Raw genomic sequence first — 17,196 nt, forward strand, 5'->3', positions numbered from 1 at the left:
TTGGTTTGTTTGGCCGGGGGGGGGGCGTTTTTTTTTGTTGTGGGGGGTTTTGTGGGGGGGTTTTGTTTTTTTAATTTGCCCAAAAAAACAAACAACCCCCCCCCCCACCCCAACGAGAACAGTACACAGAGGCATCAATCGGACACTCAATCGCTAGCCAGTGTCCCTTGTGGACAGTGAAGCCCGGGTATCAGCCCTACACTCTCGACTTTGCCGGGGTCCTGCGCCAGGCCTTCACGGCACGTGAGTGTCAGCGGCCGGCCGCGTAGCCCTGCATGCCGCGCGCGTTGGCGGCGGCGCGAAGCACGCCGCCGGAACGGGAAACGGCCGAAAGCCGTCCGAGCGCCCAAGGTCCCGCATCGACGACGTCGTGCCCGCGTGCGGCCAAAGCGTCCATTGTGGACTGGCCGAGCCGGGATTCGACGACCAGTTCCCGCGGCGTCCACGAACGCGGATAGAACGAGCTCGGGAACGCGGTGGTGTGCCAAGCGGGCGAGTCGATCGACTCCTGCAGGTTCAGCCCGCCGAGTGTGTGCGCCAGCCAGAAACACAGCTGCCACTGGTCCTGCTGATCGCCGCCCGGGGTCCCGAACGCGAGCACCGGCTCGCCGTCCCGCAGGCCCATCGACGGCGAAAGCGTGATCCGCGGCCGCTTCCGAGGCGCCAGCGAGTTCGGCAAACCCTGTTCCAGCCAGAACATCTGCCCACGGGAATCGAGACAGAAACCGAGCTCCGGGATCGTCGGGCTCGACTGCAGCCAGCCACCCGACGGCGTCACCGAGATCATGTTCCCCGCCGCGTCGACGACGTCGATGTGCACGGTGTCGCCGCGGGTCTCGCCCAGCGGCCCGACCGTCGGCTCCCCCGTCGCGCCGGAACCGGATTCCAGGCCGCGCAGCCTTTCAAGGATCGCGGGCAGCCGCGGCGAGGGGCCACCGGGACGGAGTTCGGCGGACGCTTCGTCGGTGATCAAGGAACGGCGGGCGTCCGCGTACTCGCGGGAGATCAGCAACTCGATCGGCACGTCGGGCGAATCCCCGTACCACGCCTCACGATCCGCGAACGCCAGCTTCGCCGCTTCGACGGCCAAGTGCACCGTGCGCTCCGTCGGGATTCCGTCCACATAGGACAGTTCGTCGCGCAGGCCGTCCAGCAACCGTGCCTGCTGCAGCAGCGCCGGGCCTTGCGTCCAGGCGCCCATCTTCACCAGGCCCCAGTCACCGAAATCGACCTGCAGCGCGTCCTCGTACGTCGCTTCCCAGCCCGCGATGTCCTCGCCGGTGAGGAGACCGGCGTGATCGCGGCCGGAGTCGTCACGGAATGCCTTGCGGCTGAACGCCTCGATCGCTTCGGCGACGAAACCTTGCGACCACGCGCGGCGTCCGGCGTCGATCTGCGCCTCGCGGCCGCTGACCGACTCGGCCTCGGCGAGCAGCCGCTCCCACGTGTCCGCGAGCGCCGGATTGCGATGCAGGCCCTCGACGGGCTTGCCGTCCGGCATCCAGAGCGCCGCCGACGTCGGCCAATGCTCGGTGAACAGGTCCTGGACCGCGCGGATGGTGTCGCCGACCCGGCTGACCAGCGGAATCCCGTTACGCGCGTAGGAAATCGCGTAGCCGAGCACATCGCGCAACGATTTCGTGCCGTGATCCCGCAGGAGCAGCAGCCAGCCGTCCCACGCGCCCGGGACGGTCGCGGGGAGCAAGCCGCTGCCGGGGATCAGGTCGAGCCCCAGCTCCGCGAAGTATTCGGGCGTCGCGGCCGCGGGCGAGACCCCCTGACCTGCGAGGACTCTCGGAGTCCGGTCCGTCGCGGTGACGAAGATGCCGGGGACCTGCCCCGCCGGGCCGCAGAGATGCGGCTCGGCGATCTGCAGGACGAACCCGGCCGCTACCGCCGCGTCGAAGGCGTTGCCGCCGTTTTCGAGCACCGCCATGCCGGTGGCCGAGGCCAGCCAATGCGTCGATGCCACCATGCCGTGGGTGCCGGCCAGTTCCGGCCTGGTCGTGAACACCTGGCCGATACTACGCTTTGCTAACTACTTTTTCAGTCCCAGCAATTGAAGATGACTTCACCGAGGTTCTCAGGTCGCCAATACCTGGCTTCGCGATCGTTCACCCACGGCGGCGCCGTGAGGTCGATCGGCGCTTCAAGCTCTGCCCGCGTGTACAACCTGTGCCCGGGAAGTAGCTCTCGCAGAACAGCCAGCAGTCCTGGCTCGTCAACGAAGGTGATCGATCCATAGTTGACGGGCGCTTCGGCGATTCCGAAGATCTCACACCGTCGGCCGTCCCACTCTTGTGCCCACAACACCGCGGCGGTCCGGTGCGGATAGGCGATCTCCGCCTGCTCGAAGTTCCCCGGCTCCTGGTACGACCGGAACCGGGTGACCCGGCCGCGTGTTCGCCGAGCCGCCTCGTAGCAGGCCCGGCGAAACTCCTTCTCCTCCATCACCCACCGAAACTATCCCCGCGCGGCCACCGGGGCGTCATAGTTTTCCAGCGTCGCCGCGTTCGCCGCCCGCGAGGTGATCCACGTGAACACCTTGGTCATCGGCCGCGAACCCAGCACGCGGTACAGGAAGTTGCGGTAGCCGACCATGAACCGCGTCTTCGGCGCGAGGAACGTGCCGATCCCGGCCGCCTGCTTCTGCGAGATCTTCACCGGACCGCGCAGTTTCTTTTCGTAGCGAGCGAAAGCGACTTCGTGGTCGCCGTGCGCGGCGGCGAGTTCCCCCGCCAGGATGTACGCGCCCATCATCGCGAGCCCCGTACCCGAACCGCCCGGACCCGCGCACCAGGCCGCGTCACCGAGCAGCACGACCCGGCCCTGTGACCACTTGTCGAGGTGGATTTGGCTGAGCGAGTCGAAGTACAGCGTGTCGGCGGCGCCGAGGCCTTCCAGCAGTTTCGGGATTTCCCAGCCGAAATCGGCGTAGCGCTCGGCGAGCACCTTCTTCTGCGCCTCGACATCGCGCCGGCGCACCTCCAGCGACTCCGAAGTGAAGACGAAGCTGACATTGAGAGCCGAGCGGTCGCGACCGCTGGCGACCATGACCGTCCGGCCGGGGACGCTGCAGATCTGGCCGAGATGGTCGAGGTCCAGGTGGTTGGGCGCGGTGAAGCCCGCGGTGTGGAAGCCGAGGTCGGTGCGGAACAGCTCTTCGTCGCCGAACGTCAGCCGCCGCACCCCGGAGTGCAGCCCGTCCGCGCCGACGACCAGGTCGAATCTGCGCGGCTCGCCATGGGCGAAGCTGACGTCGACGCCGTCCGAGACCTCGTCGAGCCCGGTGATCCAGTCGCCGAAGACGTACTCGACGTCGTCTTTCGTGTGGTCGTAGAGGATGCGCGTCAGGTCTCCGCGCTCGATCTCGACTTCGCCGCTGAAGAAGACCGACGGCATCTGCGCGACCTTCTTGCCTCGCGGGTCGACGATGACCTGCGCACCCATCGCGGTTTCCTTCGCGCGGATGTCGTCGAGGATTCCCATGCGCTTCAGCAGGGTCATCTGCTCGCCGCGGAAGTCGACCGCGCTGCCGCCTTCACGCAGAGCCGGGGCGCGTTCGACGACGGTCGGCGCGAAACCGCGCTTCCGCAGCCAGAAGGCGAGGGCCGGACCCGCGATGCCGGCGCCGGAGATCAGAACGGTGGTCGTCATGGCTGCTCCCTGGTTCGTGGTGATGGGAACGACCGTACGGCAGATTTGCACGCTTGGTCAAGCCGCTTGGTCAAACCAAATGGATAAACCGCGTGGTCTAGGATCTCGGGCATGGGTAATCGCGAGGACCTGATGGCGGGCGCCATCGAGTGTTTGAAGGAAAAAGGCTGGTCACGCACGACGGTGCGGGACATCGCGACGGCGGCGGGCGTCAGCCACGCGGCGATCGGCTACCACTTCGGATCGCGCGAAGCCCTGCTGCTGACGGCGTTCTCGCAGGCGATGGACGACTGGGGCAAGGAGATCCAGGTCGAGATGCGGGGCGCCGTCGACCCCGGCGCCTCACCGTCCGAGCAGTACGCGGCTTCCTGGCGCGCGATGATCGACTCCTACGGGCGCAACCGGCAGCTGTGGATCGCCTCGATCGAGGCGTTCGTGCAATCCGAGCATCACCCTGAGCTGCGGAAACAGCTCGCCGCCGCGCAGCGCGAGGGCCGCCGGGGAATGGCGGCGGGCATCCTCGGGATCGACGAGGACACCCTCACCGAAGCGGATGAGCGCCGGATCGGCGCGGTGGCGACAGCGCTGAATTCGGGCGTGATGCTGCAGCACATGCTCGCCCCGGAGAACGGTCCGACGGCCGAGGAGGTCGTGGAAGGGCTGCTCAAGCTCGTTTCACTGGTGTCATGAGACGGCGACCTTCCGCCGCAGCGCCGCCCGCGGCCGCCCGACGCCCTGCCACGACAGGCCTGCGTCCAGGATGCGTTGCGGGTCAAGGAGATTGCGCGTGTCGACGACCGAATCGCCGTCCATCTGCTCGGCCATGTAGGTCCAGTCGAGCCGTTTGAACTCGTCCCATTCCGTCAGCACGACGACGGCGTCGGCCGCCTTCGCGACCTGGTACGGGTCGTCGACCACGGTCATGCCGTCGATATGCCCGCCGACGGCGGGGTCGTAGGCGGTCAGTTCCGCGCCGAGCGCGCCCAGAACGGAGGCGACCGCGAGCGCGGGTGAGTCGCGCAGGTCGTTCGTCCCGGCCTTGAACGCCAGCCCGAGGACGCCGATCCGCGAACCGGCCAGCGTGCCACCGACGGCGCCGGCGATCTTCGCGACGATCCGGTCCCGCTGCGCGATGTTCTCTTCGATCGCCGAGGTGAGCAGCGTGAAATCGTATTGCACCGACTCGGCGACCTTGACCAGCGCGCTGGTGTCCTTCGGCAGGCACGAGCCGCCCCAGCCGGGGCCGGGTTTGAGGAACGAGCGGCCGATGCGGCGGTCGTACCCCATGCCCTCGGTGACCAGGTCGATGTCCGCGCCGAGGCGTTCGCACAGTTCGGCGATCGAGTTCACATAGGACAGTTTCATCGCGAGGAAGCAGTTCGCCGCGTACTTCACCAGTTCCGCGCTGGCCGCGTCGGCGACGACGACCGGGGCGGCGAGGTCGGCGTAGAGATCGCCGACCCAGCGAGCGGCCGCGACGTCGTCCGAACCGACGACGATCCGGTCGGGGCCCAGGAAGTCCTCGACCGCGGTGCCCTCGCGCAGGAATTCCGGATTCGACACGACCGGCACGTCCGTGCGGCCGAGCATCGCCTGGATGCGCTTCGACGTCCCCACCGGGACGGTCGATTTGGTGACCAGCGCGCAACCCGAAGGAATGACGTCGCCGATCTCGGTGGTCACGGCTTCGACGGCCCGCAGGTCCGCCGAGCCGCCCGCGCCCATCGGCGTTGGCACACAAAGGAAAACGGCCTCCGCGCCGCGAACGGCCTCGCGCGCGCCGACCACGAACTCAAGTCTTCCGCTGGTCAGCCCCCTCGACACCAGCTCCGACAATCCCGGCTCCAGGATGTCCACCCGTCCGGCGGAAAGCCTTGCGACCTTGGCCTGGTCGACATCGACGCAAGTGACTCGATGCCCCAGGCCGGCCAGGCAGGCCCCCGTGGTCAATCCGACGTAACCGGTCCCCACCACCACGATCCGAGCAGCGCTCATGCTGCTGAAGGTGACAGCCGGAGTTGACCTCCGAGCGAACGGAATGCTTCAGGCCCGAATACTCCTCACGACATGCTTCGCACCGGAGTGAGCCATCCCACCTGGGCCCGATGCGAACGAGCGTTAACCTATGAACGGTTGCCGACGAAAGGGAGAACATGCAGATCACCGATACCGCGGCGCTCGTCACGGGTGGCGCGTCCGGGCTCGGCGGCGCGACCGCGAAGGCGCTCGCCGCGAAGGGCGCGCGGGTCTTCGCGCTGGACCTCGCCGGTGCCATCGCCAACGCCGAGCAGGTCGAGGGCATCACCTACGTCGAGGCGGACGTGACCGACCCCGAGCAGGTACGGGCCGCCGTCGCGACCGCGGCCGAATCCGGGGTGCCGCTGCGGACCGTGGTGAACTGCGCCGGGATCGGGCCGTCCGCGCGGATCCTTTCGAAGAAGGGCCCGCACGACCTCGCCCTGTACGCGAAGGTCGTCCAGATCAACCTGATCGGCTCCTTCAACGTGCTGACGCTGGCCGCCGAGGCCATCGCCAAAACCGAGCCGCTGGCCGACAACGCGCGCGGCGTCATCATCAACACCGCGTCGGTCGCCGCCTTCGACGGCCAGATCGGGCAGGTCGCGTACTCGTCGTCCAAGGGCGGCATCGTCGGGATGACCCTGCCCGCCGCGCGCGACCTCGCGTCGCACGGGATCCGCGTGCTGACCATCGCGCCGGGCATCGTCGACACCCCGATGCTGGCGACGGTGAGCGAGGAGTTCCGCGCTTCGCTGGCCGAGGGCGTGCCGTTCCCGAAGCGGCTCGCGCGGCCGGACGAGTACGCGCAGCTCGCGCTGTCGCTGATCGACCACGACTACCTGAACGGCGAGGTCATCCGGATGGACGGCTCGCTGCGCATGGCTCCTCGCTGAGCCTCTCCCGCGTGCTGTGAAAGGCCCGTTGCTTGCAAATTTTGCAAGCAACGGGCCTTTCACAGCATCTCAGGGACGGGTGAGGCGCACGTCCATGCCGATGCCCGCGGTGGTGACCTCGCAGGTCCGGAACGCGGTTTCGGCGACCAGTCCGCCGAAACCGACAGGCGTGTAGGCACGCCGCCGGAGCCCGCCGAGTGCCTGCCGGACACCGAGCGCGGCGAGTTTGCCGAGCTTCATGCTCTCGACCTCACGCACGATGTCGCCGTCGGTCGCGTCCCGGTTCATGTCCTGGACCACGGCCGTGCCACCCGGACGCAGTACGCGGTACATCTCGTCGAGCGACTTCACCGGCCACACGAAGTTCTTGAACGCGGCCTGGCAGACGACGAAGTCGAACGACTCGTCCTCGAACGGCATACCGGCGACGTCCCCTTCGCGGAACTCGGCGTCGACGCCTTGGTTTCGCGCGTACTCACTCGCGATCTCGACGAACGCCGGTGCGACGTCGAGGCCGGTGACGGAGAACCCGAGCCTCGCCAGTTCGACGGCGAAGTAGCCGGGACCGAAGGCGACTTCGAGGATCTTCGTGTCTTCCGGCAGGTCCGCGGTGAGTTCGCGGGCCTGCTTCCGCCAGAGTTCGATCTGCGGTTCGGTTCCGCGCTGTTTGGCGTAGTTCCGTGCCAACGCGCCGCCCATCTCCGGGATGAGCTTGAACCGCTTCCTGTCCTTGATGTTCGTCATGGTCTCTCCAGGTTGATTCCCGGAGCCCGGTTATCCTCGAAGTGCCGTCTCGTGGCCGGGTTCCGGTTGCGGGATCGTTCGCCCCGGCGGGGTGCTGCAACACCTCGCCGGGGTTCTTTCAGCCGGTCGTGCTCCCCCTTTCGACAAGCTCGGCCACATCGGCCGGAAGTACTCCGGTCTCGTGGAAGGTCCGCCAGTCGGCGAGACCGGGCATCGAACCGGAAGTCAGTTCCCCGAGGATCGAGCGGACCCAGTCCGCTTCCGCCTGCCGCATGGCCAGGTGATACTCGGCTTCGAGCAGCACCAGCCGCGGGATCTCCTCGAGGAGCCGCGCCAGTTCCGCGCGCCCCGCGGCGATCTCCTCGTCCAGCGCCACCAGCCGGGTGCGGAACAGGGTGATCACCTCGTCCGGGCCGAGCCATCCCAGCACCGACAGCCCGGCGACGAACTTCGGCTCCTCCGGTGCGAGCTCGGCCAGCAGTTCGCGCAACCAGTCGAGCATTTCGTCACGGCCGGCGTCGGTGATCCGGTACACCGTGCGCTCGGGGCGAGCGCCGTCGCGAGTGCTCTCGACGGCCTCGATGAAACCGTGTTTCCCCAGGTTGCCGACGACGGTGTAGAACGAGCCCCATTTGATCCCCATGTCGCGGTCCTTGCCGCGCGCCTTCAGGATCGAGGCCATTTCGTACGGATGCATCGGCCGCTCGTTCAGCGTGGACAGGATCGCCAGCGCCAGCAGATTCCCGACCTTGCGCCGCTTCACCCAGCCTCCTCGTAGACGAGTACTCGTCTACGAGTATCCACAGGGGCACGAGTGATCGCAAGGTCGGCGAGAGCCGGGGTCAGAGGTCGTTCATGTACGGCACGGACGTCTGCGCGTGGTCGGTCATCCAGTTCCGCAGCGCGTATGTCGCCAGGACGTCGTCCTCGTTGTAGCGCAGCAGGCGCTCCCGCTGGACGTCGTCGGGGACACCGCCGTCCATGCCGACGGCGTCGCGGTACCACCTCATCGACGCCTCGCCGCCCGCTTCCGGGTCGCGCCAGGCGAATCCGGCGACCGGCGCGATCACCTTGAGCCCCTTGCCCTGCGAGCACAGGAACTGGTCGGTGACGCTGCGGAAGAGGTCGATCCATTCCTCGGAGTCCACAAAGGACGCGATCTCGGCCTTCTTGGGGACGCCGGGGTGATCGCCGAACCGGCTCGCGGAGCCGAAGAGCCAGCGGTTCTCGGCGAGCGCGTTGTAGCAGTAGGCGCGGAAGGTCAGGCCCGCGGCGAGCGTGCGCTCGCGGACTTCGGTGAACCAGGCCCAGAACTCGGCGAACGACCGGGCCTCGTCCGCGGTCGGCAACGGCTCCCAGGTCGCGAACGCCCGGTAGCCCTGCTCCATCCCGATGTCGGCGCCGGTCAGCAGTGAACCCCACAGGTACGCGCCGGAATCACCGAAGCTCTCCATGTCGACGTCGACCTCGACATCGCCGCGCGAGACCTCGACGCGGTCGACCTTGCGCACCATCGTGAGATCGGCGAGCCAGGCGCGCGCCAGGATGATCGAGTCGGCGAAGGTGCCGCCGGTCCAGTTCATCGGCGGGGGCTCGTCGGCGGGATCGAGCGCGGCCAGCTTGTCCACTGTGGACACACCGGCGCGGCGCAGCTCCATCGCGTCCTCGCCGCGGACGACCAGGCTGACGTCGCGGGTTTCGGTGAGCACGACCTCGCACGTCGGCCACCAAGGGCAGCGCCGGCATTCGAGGACACGAGACGGTTCGGCGAGCGGCTCGTCCCCTTCGGCGGCGGCGTTCGCGATGGCGAGCCTGTCGGCGAAGCGGCTCTGGTACTCCGTCAGCGCGCTTCGGCCACCAGGCCAGGTGGCCGCGGACAGGTCGTGCCAGACGACGACGTCCGCGTCGAGCCCGATGACGCCGCCGACGGCGCGGTGTCCTTCGTGCTTTCCGAGCGCTTCGAGCATCCGGTAGAGGTGCGCGAGCCGCATCTGGTCCCGCGGCTGCGAACGGACCTTTCGCGCCGGGTCGGGCAGCCGGTTCGCCGGGTCGAGGTCGGTCATCGCCGTGGTCGGCGCGCCCGCGCCGCGATCGGTGATGCGATGCCGCACGACCAGCACCGGCACGTAGCCGTCGCCGGTGTGGACCAGGAGTTCGGAGCCGCCACGCCGGTGACCGGCACGATCGACCGGCAACAGCGCGCCCCAGATGTAGCGCGCTTCGGCGGCGAAGGCCTCTTCGGTGAGCTGCACGCGCTCGGCGGCCGGGAGGTCGCGGGGGATCTTGACCCAGGTCGCGCCGGGTCCCGTCGCGTCCATGAGCTGCCGCACGATCGCGTCGCGATGCGCCGACGCGTCGGCGATCCGCTGCTGCGCGGCGGGGTCGGGCGGGGCGAGCGGCACCTCGCGCATCGCCGGATCGTGTTCGAGGTGCACGCGACGCCGGCAGCGGCTCACCGCTCCCGCGTCCAGTAGCACCTCGTTACTCACGGACAACACTCTAGAAGGCCACCGGCAAGCCGACATGCCCGCCACATCGGGGACCAGTAAGTTCGACTGTGACACAGCGTGGGAGGTGCCATGGCGCGCAAGGCCAAAGCCATCGAGGGCGAAGGCAGGATCACCCCGAAGAAGGCGAAGAACGCCGTCGCGGTGGCCAAAGTGCTCGGACCGGCCGTACTGCCGGTGATCGCGCCGTACGCCGTTCGAGCGGCGGGTGCCGCACGAGAGCTATACGACCGTTATCAAGCGAAGAAACTCGGCGTCGCCGTCGACCAGCTCGGCGAGTACAGCGGGCGCGGTGCCGCACTGCACGCGCGGATCGCGGGGCTGACGCAGGGGCTCGCGGAGCTGAAGAGGTCCGCGAAGGCGACCGACGCCGACGCGGCCTTCGCGAAGGACACCCAGGGGACGCTGGAGCAGCTTTCGGCGACCGTTCGCGCTTCGGAGCGGATGCCCGCCGCGCGGCGGAAGGCGGCGCACCGGGCCGTGGCCGGCGAGCTGGACCAGCTCGAGGGAAAGCTGCTGCACCGACTGGGGATCTGACTCGGGCTCGTGAGTGGCTAGGACGGTTAGAACCGCCCTAGCCACTCACGAGGACTACTTGATGAAACCCTTCTTCTTCATCCACTCGTAGGCGACCTCGCCCTGGTCACGACCGTCGACGTCGACCTGCTTGCACAGCTCGATCATCTGCTCGTTGTCGAGGGCCGCGCTGACGGCTTCCAGCGGTCCGCGGATTTCCGGGTGCTGGTTCAGGAATTCCGTCCGCAGCGTCGCCACGGCGTTGTACTGCGGGAACGCCTTCTTGTCGTCTTCGAGGACGCGGAGCTTCAGCCCGGCGATCCGGCCGTCGGTCGTGAAGATCTCGCCGATCGGGCAGGTCCCGCTCGCCACGGCCGAGTAGATCGTCCCGATGCCGAAGTTCTTGATCACCGGGTTCTGGAACCCGTACGCCCGCACGGCGGCGGGGAAACCGTCCTGACGGCTGGTGAACTCGGTCTCCAGGCAGAACACGTTCTGGTCAGGCTTCTTCTTGAGGAACGCCGCCAGGTCCGACGTCGTCTTCAGGTTGTTCGCCGCGCCGTAGGCCTCGGTGACCGCGAAGGCGTACTGGTCGTTGAGCGGTGAGTAGTTCAGCCAGGTGACGCCGAATTTCGCCTCGTCGGCCGCCTTCGTGGCTTCGTACTGGGCTTGTTCCCCGCCGGGGACGGGGAGTTCGTTGCCCTGGTAGTTGATCCAGCCGGTGCCGGTGTACTCCCAGGTGACGTCGGTCTGGCCGGCGAGCAGCGCCTGCCGCGAGGAGTTCGACCCCTTGATGTCGGTCAGGTCGACGACGTCCGCGCCCGCCGCGGAAAGCGCCATCTCGGCCATGTAGCCCAGGATGATGTTCTCGGTGAAGTCCTTCGAGCCCACCGTCACCTTGACGCCCTTGAGCGACTCGATGGGCTGGATCGAACCGGGTTCGATCTTGTACGGCAGCGCGGTGTTGACCTCGAGCCCGCACGCGGAAAGCGTGCCGCACAACAGGACCGCGCCGAACAGTGCTTTCAGACGTCGCATGTCAGCGCAGTCCCTTCGGTCCGAAGAACTGTTCCGCCACCGCGCCGAGCCAGTCCACCAGCAGCGCCAGCGCGACGGCGAGCACCGAGCCGGTGATCAGCACCTTCGTCAGGTTGAGCTTGTAGCCGGTGTCGATGAGCAGGCCGAAACCGCCGGCGTTGACGAACATGCCGAAGGTCGCCGTGCCGACGGCCAGCACCAGCGAGGTCCGCAGGCCGGCCAGGATCAGCGGGACGGCCAGCGGGAGCTCCACCCGCCACAGCACACCGGAGGCCGACATGCCGATCCCGCGGCCGGCGTCGATCAGCGCGGGCTCGACCTGCTGGATACCGACCATCGTGTTCCGCAGCACCGGAAGCAGCGAGTAGAACGCCAGTGGCAGCGCGGCGACCCACAGCCCGCCGGTGGCGCCGGTGACGATGAACCACAGCACCAGCACGCCGAGCGCGGGCGCGGCTTGGCCGATGTTCGCGACCGCCAGGAAGACCGGCGCCGCCCATTTCGCCCAGGGCCGCGTCACGAGCACGCCGAGCGGTACCGCCACGGCGACCACGATCGCGGTGACCACGACGGTCATCGCCAGGTGGTCGCGCAGCGCGGCGAACAGCCCGGCGGCGTTGAGGGTCTCCTTCTCCGTCGCGGTGAGGTCACTGCTGAACACCCAGATCAGCACCCCGGCGACGATCAGCAGCACCGCGGCGGGCTGGGCGAACAGCCGGACCCGTTCGGCGCTTCTCGACGAGGACTCGGTGGAGAAGCCGGTATCGACGGCCGTCATGCGGTCACACCTTCCGCCGGGTTGTCGTCGGAGTGCTCCTCGCGCAGCTGCTGGATCGTCGCGATGACGGTGTCGAGCTCGATCGTCCCGGCGTATTCGCCGCGAGCGCCGGTCACCGGGACGCTGCCGCCCTCGGCGAGCATGGCTTCGAGCGCGTCCTGCAGGGTCGACTGGAGGCTGACGTAGTCGCGCAACGGTTTGCCCGCGGTGGCCAGCGAGGTCGCCTTGGTCAGCTCGCGGACGTGCACCCACCGCATCGGACGGCGGCGCTGGTCGAGCACCAGCACGAAATGCTTGCGCTGCTGGGTCAGCTTCTCGCGGACCTCGGAGGGCGATTCGCTGACCGTCGCCGTCAGCGCGTCCTGCTTCAGCTCGACGTCGCGGACCCGCAGCAGCGTCAACTGCTTCAGCGAGGCACCGGCGCCGACGAAACCGGCGACCGTGTCGTCGGCCGGGTTGGCGAGGATCGCGTCCGGGGTGTCGTACTGGAGGATCTTCGACTGGTTGCCGAGCACCGCGATCTTGTCGCCGAGCTTCACGGCCTCGTCGAAGTCGTGGGTGACGAAGACGATCGTCTTCTTCAGCTCGGTCTGCAGCCGCAGCAGTTCGTCCTGCAGGTTGCCGCGGGTGATCGGGTCGACCGCGCCGAACGGCTCGTCCATCAGCAGCACCGGCGGGTCGGCCGCGAGCGCCCGCGCGACGCCGACGCGCTGCTGCTGCCCACCGGACAGCTGACGCGGGAACCGGTCGCGGAAATCGGCCGGGTCCAGCCCGACCAGGTCCATCATCTCCTCGACCCGGTCGTTGACCTTCTTCTTGTCCCAGCCGAGCAGCCCCGGCACCACCGCGATGTTCTGCGCGACGGTGAAATGCGGGAAGAGCCCGGCCTGCTGGATCGCGTAGCCGATGCGGCGGCGCAGGGTGTCGACGTCGAGCTTCAGCGCGTCGTCACCGCCGATGGTGATGCGGCCCGACGTCGGCTCGATCAGCCGGTTGATCATCCGCATGGTCGTGGTCTTGCCACAGCCGGACGGGCCGACGAAGACCACGATCTTGCCCGCGGGCACCACCATCGAGAAGTCGTCGACCGCGGGCTCACGGGTGCCGGGGTAGCGCTTCGTGACGTTCTCCAGCTCGATTTCGACGCCGGATACGGTTTCAGGAGACTCAGCCACGGACACCCCTAGAGACGGTCAAACGGTTGATCAGGACGTAAACGGCGTCGAGGATCAGCGCGAGGACGACGACCCCGAGCGTCCCGGTGAGTGCCTGGTTGAGGGAGTTCGTGCTCCCCGCGTTGGTGAGGCCGGAGAAGACCTCGGAGCCGAGGCCCGGGCCCTTCGCGTAGGCCGCGATGACCGCGATGCCCATGAGCATCTGCGTCGCGACCCGCATGCCGGCGAGGATCGCGGGCCAGGCGAGCCGCAGCTCCACCCTGGTCAGCACGCCGAACCGGCTCATGCCGATCCCGCGCGCCGCGTCACTGACCGCCGGATCCACGCCGCTCAGCCCGACGATCGTGTTCCGCACGATCGGCAGCAGCGCGTAGAGCACCAGGGCGATGACGGTGGTGTTCGCGCCGAGGCCGAACACCGGGATGAGAAGCCCCAGGAGGGCGAAGGAGGGGACGGTGAGGATCGTGCTCGCCAACGCCGTCGCCACGGCCGACCCGACCGGGCTGCGGTAGACGGCGACGCCGATCACCACGCCGAGGACGGCGGCCAGGATCGTGCACTGCACGACCGCGCTGACATGGAGGAGCCCTTGGAGGGCGAGTCTGTCCCACCGATCCGAGATGTACTCGAAGAGATTCATCGCGTGCTGGTTCTCCCGCCGCCTCTGGGTGAGACTCCTCACCCATTCGGAGTAGCTGTATCGGGAGCCTGACTACCCAAAAGCCGCGCGGTCAAACCCCGGTTTACCGCCTTTTATCCTGCAAACCTTCCCCATTCGGCCTAAATGGGCAAACGCACGCGCCGTTCCGGCGGTGTCTTTCCCACTGCTCAACAGCCGGGAGGAGATCGACCACCCGGGCGTACGTCGAATACTCTTCACCCGTGAGTAAGGGCAGCCATCACCGAAGCGCGTTACGCGTTGTGCGTGGTGGCTTGCTGGGCGTGAGCTCCGCGGCGCTGGCCGTGACCGCTCACCTGATCGGCGACGGCGATCTCCCCGATACGGCGATGACGCTGTTGCTCACCGTGCTGATCGGCTGGAACGCCGCCGCGCTCGCCGCGAAGGCCCGCGGGCCGCTGGCCACCATCGTCGACCTCGGCGCCGGTCAGGTCGTGATGCACCTCGTGCTCAGCTCGCTGAGCAGTCACGAACCACACGGCGGCCCCGGACCCGTTTCGGGCGGGCTCGCGATGACCGCCGCGCACGTCATCGCCACGCTGGTCACCGCGTTGCTGCTGGCCAAGGCCGACGGGCTGCTGCTCGGCGTCCTCTCCTGCCTGCGCGCGCTGGTCCCCTTCATCCTCAACGCGCTCCCGGTGCCCGTCGCGGTGGCGTCCCCGGTGCTCGCCCGTCCGGCGGGCCCCGGTCACCTCGTCCGGGTGGACCTCCGCCGCGTCCACGGCAGGCGCGGCCCGCCGCTGTTCTCCTGAATCCCAGCTCTTCCCCCGTAATCGGCGAGGCCCCGAGCCCGCCGTCTCACTCACGTTCAGGAGTTTTCGTGTCCAAGCACGTCTTCAAGCGCGCCGGTTTCCTGGCCGCCACCGTCGGTATCGCCGGCCTGCTGTCCGCCGGGGTCGCCTCGGCCCACGTCACCGCCAACGTCTACGGCCCCCAGCCGGAAAAGGGCGGCTACGGGTCGATCTTCTTCCGCGTCCCCAACGAGGAGAAGGACGCCGGGACGGTCAAGGTCGAGATCACGGTCAAGCCCGAGTACGCGCTCAGCTCCGTGCGGACGAAGCCGATCCCCGGCTGGAAGTCCGAGGTCGTCAAGTCCAAGCTGCCCGCCCCGGTGACCACCGCGTCCGGCACGCAGATCACCGAGGCCGTCACCAAGGTCTCCTGGACCGCGGAGCCCGGCACCAAGATCGCCGCCGGTTCGAGCGAGTTCCAGGAGTTCCAGATCAGCGCGGGCCAGTTCCCGACCACGGTCGACGCGATCGAGTTCCCGGCCACCCAGACGTACGAGAACGGCAAGGTCGTCGAGTGGAACCAGCCGACCCCGGCCTCCGGTGAGGAGCCGGAGCACCCCGCGCCGAGCGTGAAGCTCGCCGAGAAGACCGGCGACGGGCACGGCGGCGGCCACGGCACCGACGCGAAGGCCTCCGAGGAATCCCACGCCGCGTCGTCGTCTTCCGACAACACCGCCCGCTGGCTCGGCGGCGCCGGCCTGGTCGTCGGCGCGCTCGGCCTCGGCGTCGGCGCCGGTGCCACCCTGCGCGCCCGCCGCGCGACCGCCGCTTCCAGCAAGACCGAGGGAACCGAATAAATGCGTAAGGCGCTCATCGCGCTGGCGATCACCGGGGTGGCGTGGCTCGCCACCGCCACCCCGGCGCTGGCGCACAACGTCCTGATCTCCTCGGACCCGGCGAAGGGTGCTTCGCTCGCCGCCGGGCCCGCGAAGGTCACGCTCACGTTCGACCAGTACGTCCAGAACGCGAACGTCAACCAGATCGCGGTCATCGGACCGGGCGGCGGCCAGTGGGCCGAAGGCCAGGTCGAGGTCCGCGACAGCGTCGTGACCGTGCCGCTGCGGCCGCTCGGCCCGGCGGGCGAGTACAAGATCGGCTACCGGATCCTGTCCGCGGACGGGCACGCCGTGACCGGTGAGGTGCCGTTCACCCTCACCGCCGCGGGCACCGGGACCCCGGCGAGCGCCGACGCCGCGCGCAGCAACGCGGGCCAGGCCGACACGACCAAGGCGACCGGCGGTGAGAGCTCGTCCGGCGTGCCGATCTGGGTGTGGATCGCGGGCGCCGTCGTGCTGCTCGCCGTCGGACTGACCGTCGCACTGCGCACCGGCGCCGGTGACAAGGAGAAGAGCGGCTCATGACCCAGGCCGAGACCACCTCGCGCGCCCGCGTCGCCGTCCTGTTCTGCGTGGTGACGGCGGGGATCGTCGGCGCCCTGATCGGTGTCGCGCTGACGGCCACCGCCCCGGTGCCCGGGGTCGCGCAGGTCAGCGAGGTGGTCTCGGTCTCGATCCCGATCGTGCGGGTGCTGCTGGACATCTCGGCGGTCGCCACGATCGGGCTGGCGCTGCTTTCGGTACTGGTCGGCTACGACCGGCCGAAGCTCTCCGAGCCGATCATGCGGATCGCGCGGCCCGCGAGCGTCGCGGCCGCGCTGGTCTGGGCGACCACCGCGCTCGTCGCGCTGATCCTGCAGACCGCCGAATACCGGCCGGGGTCCAGCACGCTGTCGATGTCGGACGTCGGGAGCTACATCGCCGACGTCGGCGCAGGGAAGGCGCTGCTGATCGTCGCGGTCCTGGCCCTGCTGCACGCGGGACTCGGGATCCTCGCGCTGAAACACGGCGAGAAGGTGCCCGCCGAGGTCCGCGTCGGGCTGGGCCTGTTCGCGCTGCTGCCGCTGCCGGTCACCGGGCACGCGTCGAACTGGAACTACCACGACTACACGATGATCTCGATGGAACTGCACGTGATGAGCGCCGTCGCCTGGACCGGAGGGCTCGGGGCGATGGCGGTGCTGCTCGTCGGGAACCGGACACTGCTGGCGCACGCGCTGCCGCGGTTCTCCAAACTGGCGACGCTGTGCCTGATCCTGGGCGCGGCGACCGGGCTGTTCAACGGGCTGATCGAGATCTCGCTCAACCCGTCGCTCGGGTTCTGGGAAGGCGTCTTCACCACGCCGTACGGGCAGCTGGTGCTGCTGAAACTGTTGTGCACCGGCGTGATCGCGAGCCTCGGCGCGTACACGCGCTGGAAGCTGATGCCGCAGATCGTGCGGCACAACCGGACCGCGCTGGCGGCGTGGGCGACGCTGGAGCTGACGGTGATGGGGCTCGCGTTCGGCTTCGCCGTCGTCCTCACGCGAGCCCCGGTCGTGCCGACGACCTAGGCGGCGGCGC

General features: G+C 68.6%; 18 protein-coding genes. 7 read left to right on the forward strand and 11 right to left on the reverse strand.

The features are described from left to right. Positions 1–250: 250 nt before the first annotated feature. From ACIRGA_RS03680 to ACIRGA_RS03690, 3 genes are read right to left on the reverse strand one after another with little or no spacing between them, the layout of a single operon-like run. The gene (locus ACIRGA_RS03680; protein ID WP_400936205.1) at positions 251–2,014 is read right to left on the reverse strand and encodes a gamma-glutamyltransferase family protein; all 1,764 of its coding nucleotides are present in this window, start codon (positions 2,012–2,014) and stop codon (positions 251–253) included. Between the two features lie 32 nt (positions 2,015–2,046). Beyond that, entirely contained in the window at positions 2,047–2,451 is a 405-nt protein-coding gene (locus ACIRGA_RS03685) for a hypothetical protein (RefSeq protein WP_400936790.1), read from the reverse strand. A gap of 12 nt (positions 2,452–2,463) precedes the next feature. Further along, positions 2,464–3,657 carry an FAD-dependent monooxygenase gene (locus ACIRGA_RS03690; protein ID WP_400936207.1) on the reverse strand — a complete coding sequence of 398 codons (1,194 nt, stop codon included), beginning with the start codon at positions 3,655–3,657 and terminating at the stop codon, positions 2,464–2,466. A 111-nt stretch (positions 3,658–3,768) separates the two neighbouring features. Between ACIRGA_RS03690 and ACIRGA_RS03695 the strand changes: the two genes are divergently transcribed. Continuing rightward, positions 3,769–4,347: a TetR/AcrR family transcriptional regulator gene (locus ACIRGA_RS03695; RefSeq protein WP_400936209.1), complete on the forward strand. Its 579-nt coding sequence runs from the start codon at positions 3,769–3,771 to the stop codon at positions 4,345–4,347. On the opposite strand, the gene ACIRGA_RS03700 is transcribed toward ACIRGA_RS03695, so the two are convergent. Next, positions 4,342–5,652 (reverse strand): UDP-glucose dehydrogenase family protein, encoded by a 1,311-nt coding sequence (locus ACIRGA_RS03700; protein WP_400936211.1) that lies wholly within the window; start codon positions 5,650–5,652, stop codon positions 4,342–4,344. The two genes, ACIRGA_RS03695 and ACIRGA_RS03700, sit on opposite strands and share 6 nt — an antisense overlap. A gap of 158 nt (positions 5,653–5,810) precedes the next feature. Between ACIRGA_RS03700 and ACIRGA_RS03705 the strand changes: the two genes are divergently transcribed. Then, positions 5,811–6,569, forward strand: coding sequence for an SDR family NAD(P)-dependent oxidoreductase (locus ACIRGA_RS03705; RefSeq protein WP_400936213.1), 759 nt, complete (start codon positions 5,811–5,813; stop codon positions 6,567–6,569). 69 nt (positions 6,570–6,638) lie between these two features. Here ACIRGA_RS03705 and ACIRGA_RS03710 read toward each other — a convergent pair whose 3' ends face one another. From ACIRGA_RS03710 to ACIRGA_RS03720, 3 genes are all read right to left on the reverse strand, one after another. Next, positions 6,639–7,313, reverse strand: a complete 675-nt coding sequence (locus ACIRGA_RS03710; protein WP_400936215.1) for a class I SAM-dependent methyltransferase — start codon at positions 7,311–7,313, stop codon at positions 6,639–6,641. Positions 7,314–7,431: 118 nt separating this feature from the next. After that, on the reverse strand, positions 7,432–8,076 hold the full coding sequence (locus ACIRGA_RS03715) for a PadR family transcriptional regulator (RefSeq protein ID WP_400936217.1): 645 nt from the start codon (positions 8,074–8,076) through the stop codon (positions 7,432–7,434). A 79-nt stretch (positions 8,077–8,155) separates the two neighbouring features. Further along, positions 8,156–9,802 carry a TM0106 family RecB-like putative nuclease gene (locus tag ACIRGA_RS03720; protein WP_400936219.1) on the reverse strand — a complete coding sequence of 549 codons (1,647 nt, stop codon included), beginning with the start codon at positions 9,800–9,802 and terminating at the stop codon, positions 8,156–8,158. A 90-nt stretch (positions 9,803–9,892) separates the two neighbouring features. Between ACIRGA_RS03720 and ACIRGA_RS03725 the strand changes: the two genes are divergently transcribed. Next, entirely contained in the window at positions 9,893–10,357 is a 465-nt protein-coding gene (locus ACIRGA_RS03725; RefSeq protein ID WP_400936221.1) for a DUF6474 family protein, read from the forward strand. A gap of 54 nt (positions 10,358–10,411) precedes the next feature. Here ACIRGA_RS03725 and ACIRGA_RS03730 read toward each other — a convergent pair whose 3' ends face one another. Genes ACIRGA_RS03730 through ACIRGA_RS03745 form a run of 4 tightly spaced genes read right to left on the reverse strand, consistent with a single transcriptional unit; the run spans position 10,412 to position 13,967 of the window. Beyond that, the gene (locus ACIRGA_RS03730) at positions 10,412–11,374 is read right to left on the reverse strand and encodes a glycine betaine ABC transporter substrate-binding protein (protein WP_400936223.1); all 963 of its coding nucleotides are present in this window, start codon (positions 11,372–11,374) and stop codon (positions 10,412–10,414) included. A 1-nt stretch (position 11,375) separates the two neighbouring features. Then, entirely contained in the window at positions 11,376–12,152 is a 777-nt protein-coding gene (locus tag ACIRGA_RS03735) for an ABC transporter permease (RefSeq protein ID WP_400936225.1), read from the reverse strand. Continuing rightward, positions 12,149–13,333, reverse strand: coding sequence for an ABC transporter ATP-binding protein (locus tag ACIRGA_RS03740; RefSeq protein ID WP_400936227.1), 1,185 nt, complete (start codon positions 13,331–13,333; stop codon positions 12,149–12,151). Before ACIRGA_RS03740 ends, ACIRGA_RS03735 begins: the two co-directional genes overlap by 4 nt. Next, positions 13,320–13,967, reverse strand: coding sequence for an ABC transporter permease (locus tag ACIRGA_RS03745; RefSeq protein WP_400936792.1), 648 nt, complete (start codon positions 13,965–13,967; stop codon positions 13,320–13,322). Before ACIRGA_RS03745 ends, ACIRGA_RS03740 begins: the two co-directional genes overlap by 14 nt. 302 nt (positions 13,968–14,269) lie before the next feature. Here ACIRGA_RS03745 and ACIRGA_RS03750 point away from each other — a divergent pair, with 302 nt between their 5' ends. The 4 genes from ACIRGA_RS03750 (at position 14,270) to ACIRGA_RS03765 (ending at position 17,186) form a co-directional block, all read left to right on the forward strand. Beyond that, the gene (locus ACIRGA_RS03750; RefSeq protein WP_400936229.1) at positions 14,270–14,758 is read left to right on the forward strand and encodes a hypothetical protein; all 489 of its coding nucleotides are present in this window, start codon (positions 14,270–14,272) and stop codon (positions 14,756–14,758) included. 68 nt (positions 14,759–14,826) lie between these two features. Then, complete coding sequence (locus tag ACIRGA_RS03755; protein ID WP_400936231.1) at positions 14,827–15,594, forward strand: YcnI family protein; 768 nt, start codon at positions 14,827–14,829, stop codon at positions 15,592–15,594. Next, positions 15,595–16,158: a copper resistance protein CopC gene (locus ACIRGA_RS03760; RefSeq protein WP_400936233.1), complete on the forward strand. Its 564-nt coding sequence runs from the start codon at positions 15,595–15,597 to the stop codon at positions 16,156–16,158. It abuts the gene before it with no gap. Next, positions 16,155–17,186, forward strand: coding sequence for a copper resistance D family protein (locus tag ACIRGA_RS03765; protein WP_038507174.1), 1,032 nt, complete (start codon positions 16,155–16,157; stop codon positions 17,184–17,186). Before ACIRGA_RS03760 ends, ACIRGA_RS03765 begins: the two co-directional genes overlap by 4 nt. Positions 17,187–17,196: the final 10 nt, after the last annotated feature.

The sequence above is a fragment of the Amycolatopsis sp. NPDC102389 genome, from assembly GCF_044765885.1.
Taxonomy (GTDB): Bacteria; Actinomycetota; Actinomycetes; order Mycobacteriales; family Pseudonocardiaceae; genus Amycolatopsis.

Coding starts and splice junctions, on each gene's coding strand:
- ACIRGA_RS03700 (WP_400936211.1), bottom strand. CDS start 5,652: ATGAGCGCTGCTCGGATCGTGGTGGTGGGGACCGGTTACGTCGGATTG.
- ACIRGA_RS03745 (WP_400936792.1), bottom strand. CDS start 13,967: ATGAATCTCTTCGAGTACATCTCGGATCGGTGGGACAGACTCGCCCTC.
- ACIRGA_RS03735 (WP_400936225.1), bottom strand. CDS start 12,152: ATGACGGCCGTCGATACCGGCTTCTCCACCGAGTCCTCGTCGAGAAGC.
- ACIRGA_RS03705 (WP_400936213.1), top strand. CDS start 5,811: ATGCAGATCACCGATACCGCGGCGCTCGTCACGGGTGGCGCGTCCGGG.
- ACIRGA_RS03725 (WP_400936221.1), top strand. CDS start 9,893: ATGGCGCGCAAGGCCAAAGCCATCGAGGGCGAAGGCAGGATCACCCCG.
- ACIRGA_RS03710 (WP_400936215.1), bottom strand. CDS start 7,313: ATGACGAACATCAAGGACAGGAAGCGGTTCAAGCTCATCCCGGAGATG.
- ACIRGA_RS03695 (WP_400936209.1), top strand. CDS start 3,769: ATGGGTAATCGCGAGGACCTGATGGCGGGCGCCATCGAGTGTTTGAAG.
- ACIRGA_RS03765 (WP_038507174.1), top strand. CDS start 16,155: ATGACCCAGGCCGAGACCACCTCGCGCGCCCGCGTCGCCGTCCTGTTC.
- ACIRGA_RS03730 (WP_400936223.1), bottom strand. CDS start 11,374: ATGCGACGTCTGAAAGCACTGTTCGGCGCGGTCCTGTTGTGCGGCACG.
- ACIRGA_RS03760 (WP_400936233.1), top strand. CDS start 15,595: ATGCGTAAGGCGCTCATCGCGCTGGCGATCACCGGGGTGGCGTGGCTC.
- ACIRGA_RS03690 (WP_400936207.1), bottom strand. CDS start 3,657: ATGACGACCACCGTTCTGATCTCCGGCGCCGGCATCGCGGGTCCGGCC.
- ACIRGA_RS03685 (WP_400936790.1), bottom strand. CDS start 2,451: ATGGAGGAGAAGGAGTTTCGCCGGGCCTGCTACGAGGCGGCTCGGCGA.